Consider the following 21,168-nt stretch of genomic DNA (forward strand, 5'->3'; position numbering starts at 1 on the left):
GAGCGACAACAGAAATTGAGTTTTTGCATAGCTATGCTTTTTTATAGGGAATTATTCTTGATGAACGAGTAGACTGAATTTCTCGCCTATCTTGCGAAAAAAGGCTCTGAGTTTCCCCAGAGCCTCTAAGTCATTAATATGCTTTTTTCAAAAGTACTTTATTAGCTGTTGTGTAGAGTGTGACAACAACGAGAGCACATACGATAAAGGTAGGTAGCATGTATGTTCCGTTATATACGAGTGAATACAGTGCGACAGGTTGATCAGCCGGGGCATAGGCGCCAAATAGGATAATGCCTGATAAATAATGGCATAAGAAGCGTAAGAAACTTCCTAAGAAAACGCCAATAATAACATACATATTTGCTTTGGCAAATTGGCCGTCTTGATAATTTTGCACAACTTTATTCATATAGATGCCTGCGAGTCCGACAACAGCAAAGGCTACGAAATAGTCAATAATCCATGAGGCGAAATGAAAAGGAACAGCTCCTGTTAAGATTTGTAGGCCTCCTAATAGTAAGCCCGTTAAGACACCGCCTTTAATACCCCAACGAAAGGCCATTAAGAAAACCGGTACCATAGCAAGTGAGATGGACCCACCTTGTGGCCAAAATCTACCCATTAGTAGTCCCGAAAGAAAATCGAGTAATAATGCCAAAGCTGCAAATATAGCGATTTCCACCATAAAAAGTGTTTTATTTTGTTTCATGTTTTTCCTCCTTCTCCGAAAAAGAGAAGCGAACGAGTAAACCTGTATTACTTTTTGTCATGAAAAAAAGCAATACATAGGCGGTGATGGATGCCTAGTATTGCTCATATCCAAAACCACGATCCCTACGCTAGCATTATCTAACAGGTTCTTAGGGTCAGAACGAACTCGCTCACTCTCAGCCATATTAGGCTCCCCTTGTGGAAGTATTAAATTTAATCCTCGGTAAGAATATACTATGACTTTCCTCAGAATTCAAGAATCTTTTTATTGGTAAGAGAAAAAACAGATTATTTGTGAAACTTATTCCCTAGATAGTCGTAGAATAATCAAGGAGTGATTTATATGAAGAAGGTTTTTGAAGTAAACCATCATGGAAATCATATAGTAATCGAAAATTATTGGATTAACGGAGAAAAGTTGTATGTAAATGGCGAATTACAGGATGAAAATTTAGGTCTAGCATTAAGGGGAGGTTTGAAAGGTAAGTTAGAAGATTCACGTAGAATTAAAGTAACTATAGGCGGTTTCTTTACTGTTAATTGCAAAATATTTCTTGAGAATCGTTTAATTTTTTCATCTTAATAAAACTTACGGGGGTAGAGGGTATGGTCGGGTCAATGGATCCTGATAGGTTTATAGATTATTGGTTAAGAGCAGAGTATAAGGAAATTTACCAAGCCACTTCAAAAGTGTTTCAAGGCATGGTTTCATTATCAGAATTTATTGAGATGAGCGCAGCCTTTAACGAAGGTGTGCGTAGTTATCAGCTTATGTCACGGACGAATGTCTTAGGTATTGATCAGTTCGTATGGGTAGATCACTCAAAAGCAAAAGCAGTAGTGGTTGGATTTGATGATAAAAATACAATTGTCAGTTTCTATATGAAACCTTACTTTGTCTTTCCAGAAACTGATAAGGTCTATACAAAGAATGAATACATTATGCCAGTGATGGATGAATGGTTTGTATTCTGGGGTGGTACAAATGAATTTATTAATTATCATTACGCTTATGAACATCAAAGATACGCGTATGATTTAATAAAGGTGAAGGATGGTTCTACATATAGTGGTCGGCCTGAAAAAAATGAGAGTTATTACGCATTTGCAGAGGAAATTATCGCCCCTCAAGATGGCAAAGTAATAAAAGTGGTTGATGGTCTTGATGATAATATTCCAGGGCAGATGGATGAAGAGCATCCGCCAGGCAACTATATTGTAATTGAGCATGCGCATAAGGAATATAGTATGATTGCTCATTTTAAAAAAGACAGTATCATTGTCCAAGAAGGAGAGGAAGTTCTTCAAAAGCAATTACTTGGCAAATGTGGGAACTCAGGCAACTCATCTGAAGCGCATATCCATTTTCAAATCATGGATTCAGGAGATCTTCGTAAAGGAAAATCAGTTCGCATTCGTTTTAAAAATGGTGTGGAACCGATTCAAGGAGAGATCGTAACGAATCATTTAACGAAATATCGTGATCGATTCGAAGAGAAGTTCGACAAGGTCGAAAATACGATGACAATAGCAGACTATGTTTTTGCCGTTCCGCGAGCAATTATCCAGCTATTTAAATAGGGGAAATACGGTTACAGGGAGTCACTTGTACGGATCTCCCTCGCCCGCACAATTCAATCAAACGTTTGTTTAAATCACAAAAATAAGTGGTTTGATAATGATTGTTGCTCTTTTCGTAAGACTTAGTGCCGTTTTTTAACGCATCAACTAATAACTGGGTAATGTGGTTCAAGTTCGTTCTTTTGGTAACTTCCTTTAGATGTATTTAAATAATAGGTTGCAGATATATTATGATCGGTAAGTTGTGTCATGTGAATAATTTTTAAATCAAACTGTTCGTTCAGTATATTTTTTATTATATTAACGTTCATTAATTACACTCTCCTCGATAATTTATTTTTGAGAAAAGCTATGAACCAGACTTAAACATAAGTTATTCAAACAAAAATCCTCCTTCATTAATCTGTTTAATATTTCTATAAAGCATATAGAGCCATATCAAGTAAAACAAAACGGTAATACCTAAGTTATTTCCGCTAGATAGTCTCTCTTTACACATAATATAGTTCTTTTATTAGTCTGCTCTGGTTGGGTGATAGTTACTTTATTTCTTTAAATAAAGGGAATTCTCTTAGTTATGTTGCTAAAGGGGGGGAGATTAGTGACAATTGATTGATAAAAAGAGAAGACCCCAATCTTTTTGAACTGCACCCCAATAGTTAGACACATCGAACAATTGGAGGTGCAATTTTTTTAGTATGAAAGTTGCTAAAGATAGCACTTGCTAGTACAGTGAAAATTGAGTCCAACATATGATATTGGATCATACCCATTCATGGCAAGAAAGATTAAACTAATTGAACTTGGAATTCCCGCTTTCTTTAGATAGAAGGCTAATTTTAAACCTGCAATTCCGCACCGATATATATATTCTATTTCATTGTTGTTTTCTACTAATGTTTTTAATAGAAAAGATTTATCAATATTATTCGACTGACTGGTCACCTGAATAATGTAGAAAAGAAATTTCCTCTTCTTATACACATCATTATTTTGTTCCCAACATAATCTATTTTACAGGGTTTTACTAAATAAAAAGCAGGTTAATGGAACTTCTTCCTTTGCAACTTCAACCTTTATATTTTCACGCCCTTTTTCTAAAAAGCCACGGTGCATATAGAATTGGTAGGTAGAACCTGAATCTGAATATAAATAAATTTTTTTCCCGGATTCTAACTTTTCTAGTTCCTTTAACAATTTTGTGCCAATGCCTTGCCCTTTTATCTCTGGATTGACAGCAAAGAAATTTAATTCCCCATCTACTTGTTCTGTTCTTTTTAGTTCTTCTAACATTTTCATGTTGACGTGATCGTACTCACTACCTCTAGATTCGTAATTTTGATTAATTATAGATGATGTTAGCTTTAGAAAGAGCTTCGACCATAATGATGAATAATATTTTTGCTCTCCCTTCATATTGACGAGTAAAACACCAACTAATTCATCATCTTTATAAGCCCCTAATGCTCTGGTTGCTTTTGAAATTCCATCATACCAAAAGTACAAACTATAAAAATAAAGTTCGACAGCATTCGTTGTATACCATGACAAATTCATTCCTTTAATCGCAAATTTTCTAGCCTTATTAAAGTCTTTACGTTTTAAATCTATTATCTTAATTGACATAAAAGTAACCTCCCATAAAATAAAGCTGCTTTATTTTATGCCGTTTATAAAGTATGCTATTGCTTCTCTAAACATGTTCTCGACCTTAATATTGTCATCTTCTATATAAACTGAATGAGCAACACTAAGTCCTGTTAATGTAGTGTATAAAATAAAGACTAGATTCTCTTTATTCATCCCCTCGTTAAATTCCTTGTTTTCAATACCTTCTTGAATAACTTGCTCAAACGCTGTATATTCGGGCTTTATTAAATCTAATAATTCTTTTTTTATTGCACTCAATTCAAAGTGTTCTGCTCCTAAAAATTCTGGTATTGTACTTGAAAGAGAATTTTTGGTATCCATAGCGTAAATTTTTCCTAATAAATATAGTTTATCCGTAGCAGTTTTTACTTGTTTTGATTGTTCCGCCCACTCTAAAAACCAATCTTCAGCTGCTACTTTTACACACTCAAGAAATAAGTCCTCTTTTTTCTTAAAATGATAATATAACGTTCCTTTGCTTACATTCATCTTTGTACGTATGTCATCCATAGAAGTGGCTGTATATCCCTTTTTTGCAAATAAGTCTTGGGCAACTGTAATGATATCTTTCCTAGTTGAAGTCTGTCCTACAGGTCTTGCCAAAGTTCATCCCCCCTTGGGTTATTTCTTAATCTTATCTTACCATTAACTGACCATGTAGTCGAATAACTTATTTTTCCTTTTTAACCATATGAAATTAGTAAGAGTCTAAACATATTATTATTAGAATGCTTATAGCTTTAACCTTACAGATCGATTGTTGATACATTAAAATATTTTTTCGAAAACTACATTTGGACCTAATAAGAACAAGCTGATACAACAATTCATCAATTTGCTTAAACAAAATAAAACTGCACCTCCACTGTTAGATCATGTCTAACAGATAGGGTGCAGTTCATTTATAGAATGGGGTCGGTTTTTACTCGTTTTTAATTAAAGGAGTTAATTCGCTTTTCTGGTGCAGTACAGTCAACTTATGCATCGCTCTAGTTGCTGCGATATATAATAAGCCTTTGTCAAATTTAGATTTATATACATCAGCATTTGCAAAAGGAATGAGCACCTCATCAAATTCCAATCCTTTAGCTAATTGGATTGTTGTTACGGTTATCCCTTGTTCAAATGTTTCACTGGTATCACTTAGTTTATTAAGTGTAAAAAACTGTTTTAATTCATCATATAATTGATTTACTTGTGCTTCGCTTTTACAGATGATACCTAAACGATTAAACGAGTTATTTTGGAACTGGCCGATCAATCTTTGTAATTCATCAATCAAAGAGTGCTGATTTGTATACGATATGATTTCTGGCTTTTCGCCATGGCGATCAATTGCTTCGATGGAGTAATCTGGCATAAATTGCTTCGCAAAAGCGATAATTTCATAAGAGGATCGATAACTTTTTTTCAGTTCTACGAATTCCATTCTATCAAATATGTTACTGAATGATTGATCCGAATTTAAACTAAAAGGATTCAACATTTGACCAAAATCACCTAAGATCGTTTTCTTGCATCTAAATATTTTATTGATTACAGCGTAATGAACGGGACTGTAATCTTGCATTTCATCAATAACTAAATGCTTAACTAAGTCAAACGACTCGATCCCCTCGAAATAGTAGATACAATAGATATATGGAAAGACATCTTGATATTCTAGTCTTTCTTTATTCCAATTTAGTGCTTCAGCATGATTTATCACATTAAAGAAATGTATATATATAGATTGCGCATCACTAAATTTTAAATAGCTGCTAAGTCTTTTTTTAAAGTCTATTTTTGAAGGGATTTTTTTAATTTCTGCTGCTTTACTCTTCTTTAAAATGTCTAAGACATCATTAGATAACTCATCCAACCGTTGTTTTACTGGGAGGTTATTATAACTTTGGAATCTTGATAAAAGGTATTCCTTTGTTATGATCGTATCTCCAAAATGCATATTTTCATCCGGTTGGAAGATGTTTGAATCAATATTCTTTATATAATTGCTCAATTGCTTAAAAAAAGCTAATGAGGATTTTAGTTTTACTCGAAGCGTATAGTTAGAATGAGGTTCCTCTATGATTCTTTTGGTTTGTTCGTATAAAGATTCAGCTTTTATATTCTTTGGAAGAAGAGCTGTGGCAATATCATCAAATGTCTGTTCACGAATTGGGTCTTCACCCAGTTCCGGCAAAACATTCGCTATAAAATCAGCAAATATTTTATTCGGTGAGATGATTGTGATCTGATCAGACGATAGCTTTTCTTTGTGCTTGTAAAGCAAGTAGGCAATGCGATGTAGAGCAATGGCTGATTTTCCTGAACCAGCAACTCCTTGAATGACGAGAGTATGAGCAGATTCATTTCGTACAATCTTATTTTGTTCTTTCTGTATGGTTGATATAATTGTTTTCATTCGATCATCAGACGTTGTACTCAATTCTCTTTGAAGGACATCATCTTGGATAGTCATAGAGCTCTCTAATGCATACTGCAATTGCTGATCCTTAATTTTATACTGTCTTTTTCGGCTGATTTCCCCATGTATCATACCAACCTGTGCTTCATAAGCAGCTTGTCCAAGTTCGTATTCATAATACATACTCGATATCGGAGCACGCCAATCGTAAATTAAAATATCGTTATCTCGATCAGCCAAGTTGAACTTTCCAATATAAAATTCTTCTATTTCATCGCCATCCTCAAATCTAAAATCGATACGACCAAAATAAGGTGATTCTAAAAGTTTTTTTACTTTATTTAATTGACTACAGTAAAAGTCAATTGTTTTATCAATATTAGTCATAGACCGATAGTTTTGGTACATCTCCATCGGATCAGCAGTAAACTCGGATAAATAATGCTTTAAATCATGATAATCTTCATCATCTTTTTTAATTTTATGATTGATGTAATCCTTTTCTTCTTCCAAATGCCTAATCATTTCTTTTAATCGTATATTTTCTTCCTGGAATATATCAGATGTCATTATAGCACTCCTTTCTTATGCTTAAGTTTTCATAAATAAAGTGTGACTAGCTTAATCATGTATGTCTCCTTGTTGGTATAAAACCATTTGCTGAGTAGGGTAACCAAATTCAGTCAGAAGTTCTGCTTCATTAAAACCAAGTTGAATTAATGCTTTTCGGTAGCCTAGGTCAGCTTTATCTCCTTTTCTAAAAGACGTGATGTGGACTTTTTTCTGATTTGCCAAATCGGTCATCTTTATAAAAAGATGTATGATCTCTGGTTTATTATATAAAGGATGAACCCCCAGGAAATCAATTCTCCCATTTATGTGGGAAATTAACATATTTCCAATGATTAATCCATTTTCTATCATGATGAAGGCACGCCTGTCCGCAATGTATGTTTGAAGTACCTTTCTATGCTCTGCTTCTTGCAAGTGAGGAAAGCCATCAATTACGAGGCTTACAAAAGCCATCCAAGATGGAACATCATCCTTGGTAGCTTCTTTAATTATTCTTAAGTTCTCTAATTCTTTATTGTTACTCGTCTGAGTCCATTCATGATTAAATTGGAATCGTAACTGTAATGGATAATAGTCTTTTTCCTCACGGTATTGAAGGGGTGATTTCTTATACATTGCTTTAAATATAGTGGTAAATGCTTGCTGACTCTCGTAACCAGCAACCAATGCGATTTCTAGAATAGATTTATCGGAGAATACAAGCATCTTTGCTGCCTCAGTTAACTTTCTTCGTTGCGCATAATCATGAATGGTCATACCTACTGTTTGCGAAAATACCCTGTGCAGATAATACTTCGAATAATGTAAGGCATGTGCTACATCTGCTAGGTTCATTTTCTCTGATAGATGAGCTTCGATATAATCAATGGTATCCATGATTAGCTTCACTTTTTTCAAAGCTGTTACCCTCCCTCACAAATAATAACAAGAAACTCTAATGACCTTTTCATTATTCTTGCTCTTTTCTTACATATATACTAGTGGATGCCAGCATTTTATTTTTAAATACGACGATGAAGGGAGAGTAGTATTCTTTTGTGTTAGAAATGAGGGGAGTGTGGGGAAGTTAATATATTTTGAATGGTATTTTCGAGACAAAAAGTACATTGTTCACGTTCAATCTAACGTTTGTTTAAAATTCCACAGAGTGGATGTACTCCTCTAAGCTTCTGCACCATATTTCAACGTATCGACCAATAATTGCGTATTGCGATTAAGGTTCGTTCCTTTGGTCAGGATATAAGAAAAGGCTCGTTTTGCATAAAGGCCTTCTATCGGTACAATCTTCAATAGACCGTATGTTAATTCCTCTTGTATGGTTGCCTCGGATAGTAAGGCGAGTCCTAGTCCGCTTTTTACGCTACTTTTTATTCCTTGGGTAGAGCTGATGATGAAGGTGGATTTGACTCTAATTTGATGAGATTCAATTAGATGGTCAAATGATTGCCTTGTCCCCGAACCTTCTTCACGGATAATCCACTCTTGATCATGTAAATCTGTTATCGAATGAAAACTTTCTGCATAGGCAGGTGAACAAACAATTACTAAACGATCTTCTGCAAAGGATGTTTGGACAACCTCTTTCGCATAGGTTTGCCCTTCCACTAAGCCGATATCTACTTCTAACCGCCTGACACTATTAATCATCTGATCTGTATTACCAATCGTCACATGAAAGGATAATTGCTCATGAGTTGCTTGTAATTGTGCGATCACGCTCGGCAAAATGTATTCACCAATTGTAAAGCTAGCTCCGATTCGTATGAGCCCTGAGGCGACTTGTTTTTTCTCATATAATGTTTCTTTCAGCTGCTGATAGACTTCCCATATTTTTAAGCCTTGATTATAAAAAAGTTCCCCTTCGGCTGTTAAGTGGACTTTTTTTGTTGTGCGCTGAATGAGCGAGGTCGCAAATTCATTTTCCAGGTTTTTTATATGGACACTAACGGTTGGTTGAGATAACGCCCTTTGTTTAGCTGTTTTCGTAAAATTTTTTTCCCGTGCGAGGACAAGAAACGTCTCAAGTTCCTCCATATGCATCATGGCCACCCCATTTATTAATAAAATGAATAAGTATTATTATATATATTTATTTCCGAAATAAAAAGGACAAAACTATACTGTAATAGAGAAAGGAGAGACAGCAATGGATTTAAAAGCATCTTTGAGAACAGGCTCCTTTTATTTTGGAATAGGGACGACATTGATTATTGCTTTTATGGCTGGGCTTCTCGCCAAATTACCTTACCTGACGATTATCGGTCAGCTCGTTTTAGCCATTTTGCTAGGCATAATTTGGTCACATACGATTGGTTGGAACCGTTCATATAAAGTTGGCGTTGATTTTTCCAGTAAAAAATTATTAAGACTAGGCATTATCTTGTTAGGATTGCGCCTTAATTTATCCGATTTAGCTCATGCAGGTGTTAGTACTTTTCTTTATGCGGCTTTCTTGTTAGGTGTTACCCTTCTTGCTGTTTATAGTTTTGCCCGTATGCTTCATGTTGATAAAACATTAAGTTTATTAACGGCGTGTGGAACGGCCATTTGTGGAGCGGCTGCAATTGTAGCGATTGCATCTGTTGTCAAGGCGAAAGAAAGTGTGACAGCGGTCAGTGTCGGTGTGATTGCTGTGCTTGGTACGCTATTCACCCTACTTTATACTTTCCTGTTTCCGATTTTACCAATAACCGACTATCAATTTGGTATGTTAACTGGTGGAACCCTGCATGAGATTGCTCACGTTGTTGCAGCTTCTTCTGTTGGTGGTGTGGAGGCAGAGAATATCGCCATTATTGTCAAACTGACAAGAGTGATTTTACTCGTGCCAGTGGCCATTCTTATCGGCTATTATATGAAGAAGAAGGAAAGTCAAGAGAGCGGAACAAAGAACAAGTTACCAATTCCATGGTTTATCTTCGGTTTTCTTGCGATGAGTGCCATCAATACGATGGGGTGGTTGCCGGCTGAACTTGTTCAATGGCTTATTAGTGGGTCGTATCTGTTATTAGCAATGGCAATGGCGGGCTTAGGGTTAAATGTAGAACTGTCCGCTTTTAAGAAAATGGGCCTGCAGATTTTTTATGCGGCATTACTTGGTACGATCCTGCTTGTTTTCTTAGGATTGATCATTATTTTTATTATGTAAAGGGTCACATGAAGTGTGGCTCTTTTTTGTGTTCCATTGTATGATAATAAGCATATATTTCCATTTTATATATGTGTGAAGGAGTAAGTATGAAAAGCCTATACATCGCTATTGTTTTAAGCGCATTCATCCTCATCGGTTGTGTAAAAGGAGAGCCGATGGTGTTATTGGACGAGCCCATTAAAGCTATTCATTTTTCAACATCTAAAGGGGTGGGGGAAATGAATGAAACTATTCTTTTTTCTATCAAAGAAGATGCAGGCATAAAAACAATGGAAAAAGTTATTTTAACAGCTGTACAAGAGCCAACAGTAATAAATGAACAACTACCTGATTATGATGTAATGGTTGAGTATAAAAAGGATTTGCCTACTCATGCCATTCATTTATGGGTAGGAGAACAAGATGAACCGAGTGTCCTTATGTATATGGTTAGTGACGGACAGACGTTTTTGACTACGGGGGATATGACAAATTCGTTAAGGGAGATGCTTGTGAAGTGATAGTGAATGAACAAGAGGAGAAAATAATAGAATGGACAAGATTAAAGTTCGGCCTAGCTCATTATGATTTAGGACGTAGCAGTTACAGTCGCCGTGTAACACTGTTCAATGAAACGGTTTACCAATTTTGTATGGAGTGGTTCCCTAAAGAGGCAAGTATTGTTGAAGAAGATCTTAATCCTGAAGGAACGGCTGTCATTGCGATCGATTTGTCAACAAACCAGGTAGAATCGGCTATTTTTGTCGGGGGAGAAACGTATGCAGAGGATGGCATTGTTTTTCAACAGCGGGATGTAGAGAGCATCATTAAATGGATAGAAGCGGAAACGAATTTAATATATGGTAGGCAGTTTCAACTGGATTCTCATAAAGGGGGCAAGTACGTTTTTAAAGAATGTTATAAAGGGATAGACATATTTCCGCCTGGTTATATTGAACTGAAATTAAATAGTGATGGGGAACTCGTTTTTTATAGTGTTTATGGGCAATTCCCAACTGAAGAAGTAGTGAAAGAAGAGGAATATACACTGACCGTTAAGCAAGTGAAAAAAACTGCCCAAGCACAAATCCGACTGATACATGATCCTTCCTTTAAGGATGAAAAAATCTATCCCACTTATGCTTTAGAGGAAATCTATATAACCAATGACCTTTCGAAAACCATTCCTTTTGAAGGTTTTACCGATAGAGGTGGGCGTATTGAATTAGAAGAGTTATTGGTTTGGTCGGAGCCGTTACAAAATAACTTCACTCAGAGTGAGTTGGTGTTGATTGAAGATATTTCAGCAAAACAGGCATTTACGAATGAACCTAGTGCTGATATAGAACCGATTAATGAAAGTGAAGGTACTGCTTATATTGACGTCGTTAAAACGTTTTTAAGACAAGTATATCCAGCGTATTCAGGGGAATGGTTATTAACTTCTTTCAATCGCGATACTGGTTATATTCACGCCAATTTAAAAGGAAGTAAGAGCCACTCGTTTATTTTCCAGCGGAAACTGAAAGTAATCATCGATCCCCATTCATTAGAGGTGATCACTTATATAGATAACCAGTTATTATCTGATCAATTTAAAACGTATGATGACCCGGAAGAGGTCGTTCTATCAAAAGAAGAAGCCTATGAAAAAATCAAAGAATTCATCGAATTAAAACCTTGTTATGTGTATTACGATGACACGCAGAAATATATTTTAGGTGCAATGATCGATAGTTCGTATGGGGTTGATGCCCATACGGGTGAGGTTTTCTTGTTAGCGGATCGGGAGTGATGGAGTGGTGGATTTAGTAACAAGATTGAGAGATCGGGGAGTAAAAGTAACCGAGATACCGAAATGGGGCCCTTATTTACAATATCGCTGGGAACAGTCTTTTGCTAGTCACTTGAATAAGAGTGAAAAAGAAGCGATTCATTTATATGAAAAAGGGAGAATATGTGGGTTTCTATGGCATGTTTTTAGTTATGAGACAGTCGTTTGTCTAGAAGGAGAACAGGCTAGAGGAAGGTTAGAACAAATGAAAAATATGTCTTGTTATATTTTTTACGAGATGGAGGATGCTGCGTATATCATTGATCGGGTAACATCACTCAAGGCGATTGATTTCGAGAGAGAAAGAGATATTTATGTGGTGGATGTTGATTTTACTTGGACATATATAAGGCCACATGAATCCCCATGGTACGGTCCTTATTTTTATTGTCACAATGAGGTTGAGAGAAGATGACTGATAAATCTTTGATTGGTACTTAAACGGGAATTAGGTGGTAGAACACTAGTGGATAAGGAGTAGATAATATGAAAGTAATGAAAGAAAATGCTGTTGTCCATTACAAAAGTGCAACAGTAGAGAACTATCCCGTTGTACGAGAATTATTTACAGAATATGCAGACTCGTTGGGGATTAATCTCAATTTTCAAGATTTCGAAGGCGAACTAGCCTCCTTACCGGGTAAGTATGGTTCGCCGGATGGGTCGATACTTTTAGCGATTGTTGATGGTAAAGTTGCTGGTTGTATCGCTTATCGTAAGCTAGCAGACAAGGTTTGTGAAATGAAAAGACTGTATGTGCGCAAAGCTTATAGAAATCTAGGTATTGGCAAAGAATTGGTTTTAAGACTGATAGAAGAAGCGAAGGGCATCCCATATGAATCTATGAGACTCGATACATTAGCGACTATGAAGAGTGCGCAAAAACTTTATCGCGCCATTGGATTTTATGAGATTCCGCCCTATACGTACAATCCGGTAGCAGGAACTTTATTTATGGAGTTGAAATTATGACGGAGTTCCAACTTTGTCATAGAATAAGGAATCTTATGTCGGGGTTTGATAAACCGTGGTTTATTGCGGGAGGTTGGGCGATTGATTTGCATATTGGCCAAAAGACGAGGGAACATAAAGATATTGAAATCGCTGTATTTCGTCATGATCAAGCACATGTAAAAAATCACCTTAACAAATGGACATTTCAGAAGGCGGTGAATGGTGAACTAGTTACTTGGAAAGGGGAAAACTTACAGCTACCGATTCATGAAATTCATTGCCAGAACGTGATAGATGGTACTTCATTAGAGGTATTGTTAAATGAAATCCAACATAATGATTGGATCTTTAGAAGAGATGAGCGTATTCATTATTCATTTGAAAAAATGAAGTCTGTACACAAAGAAGGCATTCCTTATTTGAGTCCCGAAGTGGTGTTGTTATATAAAGCGAAAGATACGAGAGCGAAGGATCAAGAGGACTTCCTTCGAGTGGTCGATTCCTTATCTTCTGAACAGAAAAAATGGCTACAAACAGCGATTCAATTACATATGCCACATCATAAGTGGTTAGAATTACTTGTAACATACTGAGAAACACTTACTTTAATGGATCTAGGAGGATACCTAGTGATGGATATAATGAATATGACAGTAACCTTAGCATTATTAGGCGGGCTGTTGGCATTTTTTTCTCTCTATCTTAATGAGAGGAATCAATCGCCGGTTGGAACTAGAAAAGAAGAGATATTTATAAACAAAAACAAAGGAGGGGTAGCAGGGTGAGTCAATTTGATTGGAAAAACCCAATTGTCCGCCTATTTGTCTTCAGTATGTTCCCTTTAATTGCCCTAACTACCGTGTTATTTATGACACTTTCAAGTGAGTGGTATTTCATCCCAAATGGGCTGTTGGTTATCGGGACGATCATGATTTTTTTCATTATTTACTTACGCTATAAGAAAAGTAACGAATGAAAAAAGTGTTTTCAGCAATCTCCAAAAAATTTGCTTACCCATTAAAAACCGTCAGTGATGAGAGATTCAATGGTCAAGATGGTTCCCCCTATTTTTTCATTAGGATCTTATATACTCTGATTTATTTATTAAGATTCTAAATAAGTTATCCTCCGCCAATTTTTATCAAACTGTAAAGAAAGTAATCATTAAAGGTGTCCCACCCGATTTTAACTATTGACTTTTATAAGCCTACTGATTACAATGATTTTAATATTTTTCAACTAAAGGCAATGAAGAGAAAAAGTAGAATGTGTCGTTTTTTTATCAGAGAGCTTCGGTAGCTGAGAAGAAGCAAAAAGCAATCATTCGAAAAATGGTCTCTGAGCTGTGTACTGAACATACTTGTTTATAAGTATAAGTAGGCTACACCGAGTTTTGGCACTCGTTATCAATGTCACAGTATAAAGGCCGATTGGGACTGGCGTACTTGATGAGGCAAGTAGGGTAACCTATTTGTAAAATAAGGTGGTAACGCGTGGTATAAACCTCGCCCTTAGCTAGAAATAGCTATGGGGCGAGGTTTTTTGTTTGCAGTCCTGTCTCAATCAATCAGGCTAACAACTTAGGGGGAATAGAAGATGAGTATTTTTATTGGTGGGGCGTGGGCTTATGCAAATGGATCATTGCATCTTGGTCATGTTTCAAGTTTGCTACCTGGAGACATTTTGGCAAGATATTATCGTTTGAAAGGAGAAAAAGTGCTATATGCTTCAGGCAGTGATTGTAATGGTACACCGATTACTGTGAAAGCAAGACAGGCGGGGGTTGAGCCTCGGGTGATAGCAGATTACTATCACCGGGAGTTTGTTGATTGCTTTACGCAATTAGGTTTTTCCTATGATATTTATACAAGAACGGATACAGCTCATCACCATCATGTGGTACAAGAAATATTTTTAGCGCTTTTAGAAAAAGGCTTGATTTACAAGCGAAAGGTAGAGCAAACCTATTGTGACGATTGTCAGCAGTTCTTGCCAGACCGTTATGTGGAAGGGTTATGTCCAGTATGTAGTGAACCTGCCAGAGGTGATCAATGTGATCATTGTGCAACAATCTTAGAGCCACTTGAACTTCATGAACGCAGCTGTAAAATTTGTGGTCACACACCGACGACAAGGGAGACAGAACATTTTTATTTTGCACTAAGTGACTTACAAGCTGATTTGGAAAAATATACACAACGAGCCGAAGAGCAACATTTATGGCGAGATAATGCGCTCCAATTAACGAAGAGATATTTACGTGAAGGCTTGCAGGACCGAGCGATTTCAAGGGATTTACCAATCGGTGTCAGTGTTCCTGTTGTTGGTTATGAAGATAAAAAGGTGTATGTATGGATTGAGGCGGTTTCAGGCTATTATTCGGCAAGTAAAAAGTGGGCAGAAGAAAACAATCAGGACGATCATCATTTTTGGTCAAGTGAAACAACCTCGTATTATGTACACGGAAAAGATAATATCCCGTTCCACACAGTAATCTGGCCCGCCATTTTACAAGGAATAGGAGTAGCGGCATTGCCGACAAGGGTGATTTCCAATGAATATGTTACTTTAGAAAAAAAGAAGTTATCGACGAGTAAAAATTGGGCTGTTTGGGTGCCAGACTTTTTAGAAAGATATGAACCAGATTCGATTCGCTACTTTCTTACGATTAATGCACCGGAGAATCGCGATGCCGACTTTTCTTGGAAAGAGTTTATCTATAGCCATAATAGCGAATTGCTTGGTGCATATGGGAATTTCGTGAATCGTACGTTGAAATTTATTGAAAAATCATTTGCCGGTGTCATTACAACGATGGATATAGATGAAAAGATAAAAGCCGAAATGAACTGCTTATATCAAGAAGTTGGAAACCTTATTGAACAAGGAAGCATGAAGCAAGCACTAGAGAATATATTCGCCTATGTGCGAAAATCTAATAAATATTTTGATGAGCAAAAGCCATGGCAACAATGGCATGAGAATCAAGGGTCTTGTGAAAAAACATTAGCTAACTGTGTTTATTTGATTGCTAACCTTGCTCAGTTGCTTTCTCCTTTTTTACCGTTTTCAAGTGAAAAGGTATTCGAATGGCTTAATGTCCAAGAACAGAGATGGAAAGAAGTTGTTTTGAATGGTGTGACGCTCACTGCACCAGTTGAACCATTATTTGCCCGCATTGATGTCGAGAACATTGACAAAGAATTAGCGAGATTACAAGCGCAATCCCTTGCCGAATGATTGTTGCAAAGCAGGACTTCTCTTAGCAAATAAAGAACCCATACATGGGTGGTGAAGTAATGAGGTCTGAAACAGAAATGATGGCTACCATTATAGATTTTGCAAAAAACGAAGAAAGGATTTTTGCTGTCTATATGAACGGTTCCAGAACAAATAGAAATGTCCCAAGAGACCAGTTTCAAGATTATGATATTGTTTATGTCGTTGAAGATACTGAGCCTTTTATTAAAAATCAAAATTGGATCGCCTCTTTTGGCGAGTTGATGATGAAGCAAGAACCGGATAAAAATGATTTTGGTAAAGGTATAGTGCCAGACTTCAAGAGCTATGGTTTCCTCATGCTATTTACAGACGGCAATCGTATCGATCTTCGCTTTCAAACGAAGGAAGCGATGCGAGATGAATATGGGGGAGATAAATTGACTGTTCCTTTATTGGATAAAGGTGCGTACTTGCCCATTATTCCTTCTCCAACTGATGTCGATTATCACGTGCAAACACCGAGCGAAGGTGAATATGATGCTTATACAAATAACTTCTGGTGGTGTTTACAAAATGTGGCGAAAGGCATTTGGCGAGATGAGTTGCCATATGCTCAAGCGATGTTTAACACGGACATAAGAGACGCGTTAAACAAAATGGTCGACTGGTGGATCGGTATTCAAAATGAATTTCGCATTTCCACTGGTAAGTTAGGAAAATATTATAAATGTTATCTTCCTCCTGATTACTGGGAGATGTACAAAAGAACTTATAGTAATGGAGATGAGGAAAATATGTGGGAAGCGGTCATGGCCACATGCGAATTGTTTCGTGCGTTAGCTCATGACGTGGCTAATCACTTTCGATTCTCTTATCCTATCAATGATGACAGTCGCATGTTGGCGTATTTGGAGTCAGTTAGGCTATTACCGAAAGCGTGAAGAAGATAGGCTGCTTAAAGAATGAGAGGAAAAAGTGTTAAAAGGGATTGAAGCCTTTTCGTATAAGGGTAAAGAATTGTACGACTTAAAAACAAAGGGATGGATCCACACAATGAATATTCTTTCCTATTCTTATAAAAAACGGGGAGCGCTTGAATTTACTTTCGATGCTTTCCCCCATTCAAAAGTAGTCTTTCACCCAATTAAAACGTATTATTTCATTCGCACGGTTCGCTGGAATGCGGCGGATCCTGTTGTGACAAGAAGAGATTTAGAGATAATGGAAATGGTAGCTAACTTAGAGATGGGTACACTTGATCATTATAAAAAAAGAAAAGGATATAAACCAATAACCTTAAATGAATACCAGTAAGGAGGAAGTCGATGCCATCTTATCAACCTAAATTACCTTTAACGGCGGATGAAAGGTCTGAACTTCGAAACGCCAGATTGAAGGTCAGCCAAATCCATACACTTGCGATAAAAGAAATCGGTCAGCATTTAAATATATCAGATGAAAGGGCACGAAAGATTAAGGGATGGGCAGACTTTCAATTGGTGCCCTCGATTGGTTTTGAATTAGCGGATAAACTTGTTCAATATCTCCAAATCTATTGTTTAGAAGATATAAAGAATGAAGACCCGGGAAAACTATTTGATCTGTTGGAAAAGGAAATGGGTGTGAGGACGGATGGTTGTGTGGAAGATCAAATTCGCTGTGTCATTCATTTCGCTAACAATAAGGAATTTCCTAAAAAATGGTTTGAGTTCACGGATGAGAGGAAGGCGTATCGCAGAACAAATGGCTTTCCACCAGATCGCCCAGAGAAATCGTGGCGGGAATAGAGGGGGATGAGGGTTGGAGGTTGTTCAAGAAAGTGGCATACTGGCAAAGTCCGCTCTCCATCAAAAGTCGTAAGTAAGATACAGCTTTGATCGGTCGCGATTTGTTCTCTTTTGATTGAAAATATAACTAGATAAAGGAGGACTGATGATGCAATGATAGAAGGTCTGTATGAAGCTCATTTACCAGTCAAAAATCTAGATGACGCGATTGAATTTTATACGAATCTAGGGTTAGAAGTGGCATTAAGGGATGAAGAGACAGTATTTCTTTGGATTGAAAAGGATAAAAGTTGGTTAGGGCTATGGCAAGGAGAAGAGTACAAGTTGCCCTATCATCCTTCTGTTAGACATGTTGCCTTTCGGGTTTCCTATGAAAATTTAAAGCGTTCATTAAAATGGTTAGAAACAAAGGGGATAAAAGCCGTACCCTTTGGCAACAGAAAGTCGGTGGCACCATTTATTCGGTCACATCAAAGTAATGCTTCAGTTTATTTTAAAGACCCAGACGGCAATAGTTTAGAGTTGATGTGTACGGTGGATACACCAGAGGAATTGCAGAAAGTTTATAAAAAGTGGTCTATAACTGAATGGGAAGAATCTTTGAAAGTACTTAAGTTACAAGTTAAATAAAGTGAAAAATGGAATAAACGAAAAAATGTTGCTTCATTTATCATTTTTTCGTTTTCTTTTTTTGCCTTTAAAGAATTTAAATAAATGGCGAGAGATAAGCCGGTCATAAAGTGATAAGATTAGGTTCTTGTCCACACGAAAATGAATTCCTTTTAATAAACTATCAGGATAAAGAATAAATTCTTGTGGAAAGGAGTGCTAAATTTGGCTGATTGTAATAGAAATGCTTTAGGAACATGTTCCGATGCAGGTGGCTATAATACTATTGCAAGTGGCGTGGCTTCTCATGCGGAAGGGAGTACAACAGAAGCTGCTGGCACAGCGTCCCATGCGGAGGGCTATAATAGTATAGCGAATGGAGAGATCTCTCATGCCGAGGGTTATGCATCCACAGCGACAGGTGCCGCTTCTCACGTGGAAGGCTCAAGTACTAATGCAGCGGAGGTCGCTGCACATAGTGAGGGGTTTAATACACTTGCGAGTGGGCAAGCGTCCCATGCGGAGGGAAATTCGACGGAAGCTTTAGGAACAGCCTCTCATGTGGAGGGCTTTGCGAATATGGCGATTGCTGATAGTTCACATGCAGAAGGTTATGGAACAGTAACAGCAGGAATTGGTTCACATACAGAAGGGGCTCAAACGAATGCAAGTGGAACCGCTGCGCATGCAGAAGGTTTTAGTACGACTGCAAGCGGCGAAGGTTCTCATGCGGAGGGAAATTCGACGAATGCAATAGGGACAGCCTCCCATGCAGAAGGGTTTGAAAGTTTGGCCACGGGCGGTGTATCACACGCAGAGGGACATGGGACTGAAGCAAGTGGATATGCCTCTCATGCCGAGGGAATTAATACGTCAGCAATTGGAAATGAGGCACACGCTGAAGGAACAAATACGTCGGCGATTGGAGATAATAGTCATTCAGAAGGTTATGCAACAACGGCTAGTGGGGAAACCTCTCATGCCGAAGGTTCAGAAACAAATGCAAGTGGAGATGTTTCGCATGCAGAAGGTTCTGGATCTACAGCAAGTGGAAGTGCTGCGCATGCAGAAGGATTAAATACAACAGCGAGTGGAGATGCCTCTCATGCGGAAGGAGATGGCACGTTAGCTTCTGGTATTGGCGCACATGCTGAGGGTTTATCTACTAATGCTACCTCTACCGCTTCCCATGCCGAAGGGGGTTCGACAAATGCAATAGCATATGGTGCTCATGCCGAGGGCATTCAAACAACTGCATCCAATTCTGGCGCACATGCCGAGGGTTTTCTAAGTGTAGCAAGTAACTTTGGTACTCATGCCGAAGGTTACAATGCTCAAGCGATAGGAGCCTACTCTCATGCAGAAGGAGGTAATACACAGGCACAAGGTGACTATTCTCATGCGGAAGGTTACTTTACAACAGCGAGTGGAGGTGCGGCTCATGCAGAAGGTACTTCAACAATCGCTTCGGGAACTTGGTCTCATGCGGAGGGTGATGGATCAGAGGCGTCTGGTTACAATTCACATGCGGAAGGAAATTCAACAATTGCTTCAGGCACTTTTGCACATGCCCAAGGTCAGAGTACAGTAGCGGCGGGCACTTCTTCCCATGCTGAGGGCTACTTATCTAGCACAACATTTGATGCTCCTTATGCACATGCCGAAGGATTAGGAACAGTTGCTAGCGGAAATGCTTCTCATGCGGAAGGAACTGAAAATACTGCAAGTGGCTTTTCAGCACACGCAGAAGGAGGTTCAGATGGTGTAAACTTGCCTGCACCTAACACAGCAAGTGGAAATAGTTCTCATGTTGAAGGTTTTAACAATGTGGCGAGTGGATTAGCAAGTCATGCGGAAGGAACAGGTACGATAGCTTCAGGTGATTACTCTCATGCGGAGGGACTTGGTACAAGTACAAATGATCAAGCGGGCGCGCATATTATGGGCCGATACGGTGATGCTGAAGAGCCTTATTCATGGTTTATTGGCAACGGAACAGCTCCAGGGACAAGAGGCCTTGGTGCCAAATGGTTAGCTAGTAATGGTGAAATGTACATTGATGGAGCTACGTATAACACTGGTGGGGCAGATATAGCGGAGATGTTTGAAAGTTTAGATGGGTCTGCAATTGATGTCGGTTACTTTGTTACGTTAGAAGGTGATAAGATACGAAAAGCAACTTCATCAGATAGCTATATACTAGGTATAACAAGTGCGACCCCAAGCTTGTTAGGTAATAGTGCAAGCTTGAGTTGGCAAGGGAAATATGAATTAGATGATTGGGGACGTAGAATGTATACCGATATCGAGGTACCTTTGCCAGCTACAAAAAGAGGAGATAATGGCCCATCTGTAAAAGAAACAAGGCCGATTATTAGTACGAAGTGGGATCCATCACAACCTTATGTTTCAAGACAAGATAGACAAGAGTGGTCTGCAGTAGGGTTATTGGGACAATTAAGAGTAAGAGATGATGGTAGCTGTCAAGTAAATGGTTATTGTTTACCAAATGATGAGGGTATAGCGACAATTTCGCAGCAAGGATATCGTGTGATAAAAAGAACGGCCGCTAATCAAGTCATTATTATGATTAAAGGCAATGAAAGTGAAATAATTGAGCTTGCTAACCGATACCAACAAGAACAACAAGAAATGAAACAAATGCTTGCCCAATTGGTTGATACGTTAAATAACAGTAAATAAGCCA

At 37.8% G+C, this 21,168-nt stretch carries 22 protein-coding genes, 1 riboswitch and 1 other annotated feature; of the genes, 16 read left to right on the forward strand and 6 right to left on the reverse strand.

Translation table 11 applies throughout. The features are described 5' to 3' along the window. Positions 1-133 precede the first annotated feature (133 nt). Positions 134-712: an energy-coupled thiamine transporter ThiT gene (gene thiT, locus MHH73_RS01590; RefSeq protein ID WP_341064177.1), complete on the reverse strand. Its 579-nt coding sequence runs from the start codon at positions 710-712 to the stop codon at positions 134-136. A 104-nt stretch (positions 713-816) separates the two neighbouring features. Continuing rightward, a riboswitch (TPP riboswitch) is annotated at positions 817-921 on the reverse strand. A 136-nt stretch (positions 922-1,057) separates the two neighbouring features. Here thiT and MHH73_RS01595 point away from each other — a divergent pair. Beyond that, on the forward strand, positions 1,058-1,297 hold the full coding sequence (locus MHH73_RS01595; RefSeq protein ID WP_341064179.1) for a hypothetical protein: 240 nt from the start codon (positions 1,058-1,060) through the stop codon (positions 1,295-1,297). Positions 1,298-1,320: 23 nt separating this feature from the next. Beyond that, entirely contained in the window at positions 1,321-2,295 is a 975-nt protein-coding gene (locus MHH73_RS01600) for a M23 family metallopeptidase (RefSeq protein WP_341064180.1), read from the forward strand. A 1,014-nt stretch (positions 2,296-3,309) separates the two neighbouring features. Here MHH73_RS01600 and MHH73_RS01605 read toward each other — a convergent pair. The 5 genes from MHH73_RS01605 to MHH73_RS01625 form a co-directional block, all read right to left on the reverse strand. Further along, positions 3,310-3,921: a GNAT family N-acetyltransferase gene (locus MHH73_RS01605; protein ID WP_341064181.1), complete on the reverse strand. Its 612-nt coding sequence runs from the start codon at positions 3,919-3,921 to the stop codon at positions 3,310-3,312. Between the two features lie 30 nt (positions 3,922-3,951). Continuing rightward, positions 3,952-4,548: a TetR/AcrR family transcriptional regulator gene (locus MHH73_RS01610; protein ID WP_341064183.1), complete on the reverse strand. Its 597-nt coding sequence runs from the start codon at positions 4,546-4,548 to the stop codon at positions 3,952-3,954. A gap of 319 nt (positions 4,549-4,867) precedes the next feature. Beyond that, a complete protein-coding gene (locus MHH73_RS01615; protein WP_341064184.1) occupies positions 4,868-6,922 on the reverse strand; it encodes a HelD family protein in 2,055 nt (684 codons plus the stop codon). A gap of 51 nt (positions 6,923-6,973) precedes the next feature. Continuing rightward, the gene (locus tag MHH73_RS01620; protein ID WP_341069610.1) at positions 6,974-7,813 is read right to left on the reverse strand and encodes an AraC family transcriptional regulator; all 840 of its coding nucleotides are present in this window, start codon (positions 7,811-7,813) and stop codon (positions 6,974-6,976) included. Between the two features lie 273 nt (positions 7,814-8,086). After that, positions 8,087-8,959, reverse strand: coding sequence for a LysR family transcriptional regulator (locus MHH73_RS01625; protein ID WP_341064185.1), 873 nt, complete (start codon positions 8,957-8,959; stop codon positions 8,087-8,089). A 112-nt stretch (positions 8,960-9,071) separates the two neighbouring features. Here MHH73_RS01625 and MHH73_RS01630 point away from each other — a divergent pair, with 112 nt between their 5' ends. From MHH73_RS01630 to MHH73_RS01695, 14 genes are all read left to right on the forward strand, one after another. Next, positions 9,072-10,073: a YeiH family protein gene (locus MHH73_RS01630; protein ID WP_341064186.1), complete on the forward strand. Its 1,002-nt coding sequence runs from the start codon at positions 9,072-9,074 to the stop codon at positions 10,071-10,073. Positions 10,074-10,162: 89 nt separating this feature from the next. Then, a complete protein-coding gene (locus tag MHH73_RS01635; protein ID WP_191813803.1) occupies positions 10,163-10,576 on the forward strand; it encodes a hypothetical protein in 414 nt (137 codons plus the stop codon). After that, positions 10,573-11,850: a hypothetical protein gene (locus MHH73_RS01640; RefSeq protein ID WP_341064188.1), complete on the forward strand. Its 1,278-nt coding sequence runs from the start codon at positions 10,573-10,575 to the stop codon at positions 11,848-11,850. The genes MHH73_RS01635 and MHH73_RS01640 overlap by 4 nt, the downstream gene beginning before the upstream one ends. Before the next feature lie 7 nt (positions 11,851-11,857). Beyond that, positions 11,858-12,304 (forward strand): DUF4275 family protein, encoded by a 447-nt coding sequence (locus MHH73_RS01645; RefSeq protein WP_341064189.1) that lies wholly within the window; start codon positions 11,858-11,860, stop codon positions 12,302-12,304. A gap of 71 nt (positions 12,305-12,375) precedes the next feature. Beyond that, positions 12,376-12,861 (forward strand): GNAT family N-acetyltransferase, encoded by a 486-nt coding sequence (locus MHH73_RS01650; protein WP_341064190.1) that lies wholly within the window; start codon positions 12,376-12,378, stop codon positions 12,859-12,861. Beyond that, a complete protein-coding gene (locus tag MHH73_RS01655) occupies positions 12,858-13,436 on the forward strand; it encodes a nucleotidyltransferase domain-containing protein (protein ID WP_191813797.1) in 579 nt (192 codons plus the stop codon). Before MHH73_RS01650 ends, MHH73_RS01655 begins: the two co-directional genes overlap by 4 nt. 39 nt (positions 13,437-13,475) lie before the next feature. Further along, entirely contained in the window at positions 13,476-13,628 is a 153-nt protein-coding gene (locus MHH73_RS01660) for a hypothetical protein (RefSeq protein ID WP_341064191.1), read from the forward strand. After that, positions 13,625-13,819: a hypothetical protein gene (locus MHH73_RS01665; RefSeq protein ID WP_341064193.1), complete on the forward strand. Its 195-nt coding sequence runs from the start codon at positions 13,625-13,627 to the stop codon at positions 13,817-13,819. Before MHH73_RS01660 ends, MHH73_RS01665 begins: the two co-directional genes overlap by 4 nt. Positions 13,820-14,082: 263 nt before the next feature. Beyond that, positions 14,083-14,359 (forward strand) — a binding site (T-box leader). A gap of 80 nt (positions 14,360-14,439) precedes the next feature. Further along, positions 14,440-16,083: a methionine--tRNA ligase gene (gene metG, locus MHH73_RS01670; protein WP_341064194.1), complete on the forward strand. Its 1,644-nt coding sequence runs from the start codon at positions 14,440-14,442 to the stop codon at positions 16,081-16,083. A 59-nt stretch (positions 16,084-16,142) separates the two neighbouring features. Continuing rightward, complete coding sequence (locus MHH73_RS01675; protein ID WP_341064195.1) at positions 16,143-17,006, forward strand: aminoglycoside 6-adenylyltransferase; 864 nt, start codon at positions 16,143-16,145, stop codon at positions 17,004-17,006. Between the two features lie 34 nt (positions 17,007-17,040). Continuing rightward, positions 17,041-17,379: a hypothetical protein gene (locus MHH73_RS01680; RefSeq protein ID WP_404826088.1), complete on the forward strand. Its 339-nt coding sequence runs from the start codon at positions 17,041-17,043 to the stop codon at positions 17,377-17,379. An 11-nt stretch (positions 17,380-17,390) separates the two neighbouring features. Further along, a complete protein-coding gene (locus tag MHH73_RS01685) occupies positions 17,391-17,852 on the forward strand; it encodes a helix-hairpin-helix domain-containing protein (protein WP_341064196.1) in 462 nt (153 codons plus the stop codon). Positions 17,853-18,005: 153 nt separating this feature from the next. Continuing rightward, positions 18,006-18,482 (forward strand): VOC family protein, encoded by a 477-nt coding sequence (locus tag MHH73_RS01690; RefSeq protein ID WP_341064197.1) that lies wholly within the window; start codon positions 18,006-18,008, stop codon positions 18,480-18,482. A 204-nt stretch (positions 18,483-18,686) separates the two neighbouring features. Next, positions 18,687-21,164, forward strand: coding sequence for a peptidase G2 autoproteolytic cleavage domain-containing protein (locus MHH73_RS01695; RefSeq protein WP_341064198.1), 2,478 nt, complete (start codon positions 18,687-18,689; stop codon positions 21,162-21,164). The last annotated feature ends 4 nt before the right edge of the window (positions 21,165-21,168 follow it).

The sequence above is a fragment of the Cytobacillus sp. FSL K6-0265 genome (assembly GCF_038003465.1).
GTDB lineage: Bacteria > Bacillota > Bacilli > Bacillales > Cytobacillaceae > Cytobacillus > Cytobacillus stercorigallinarum.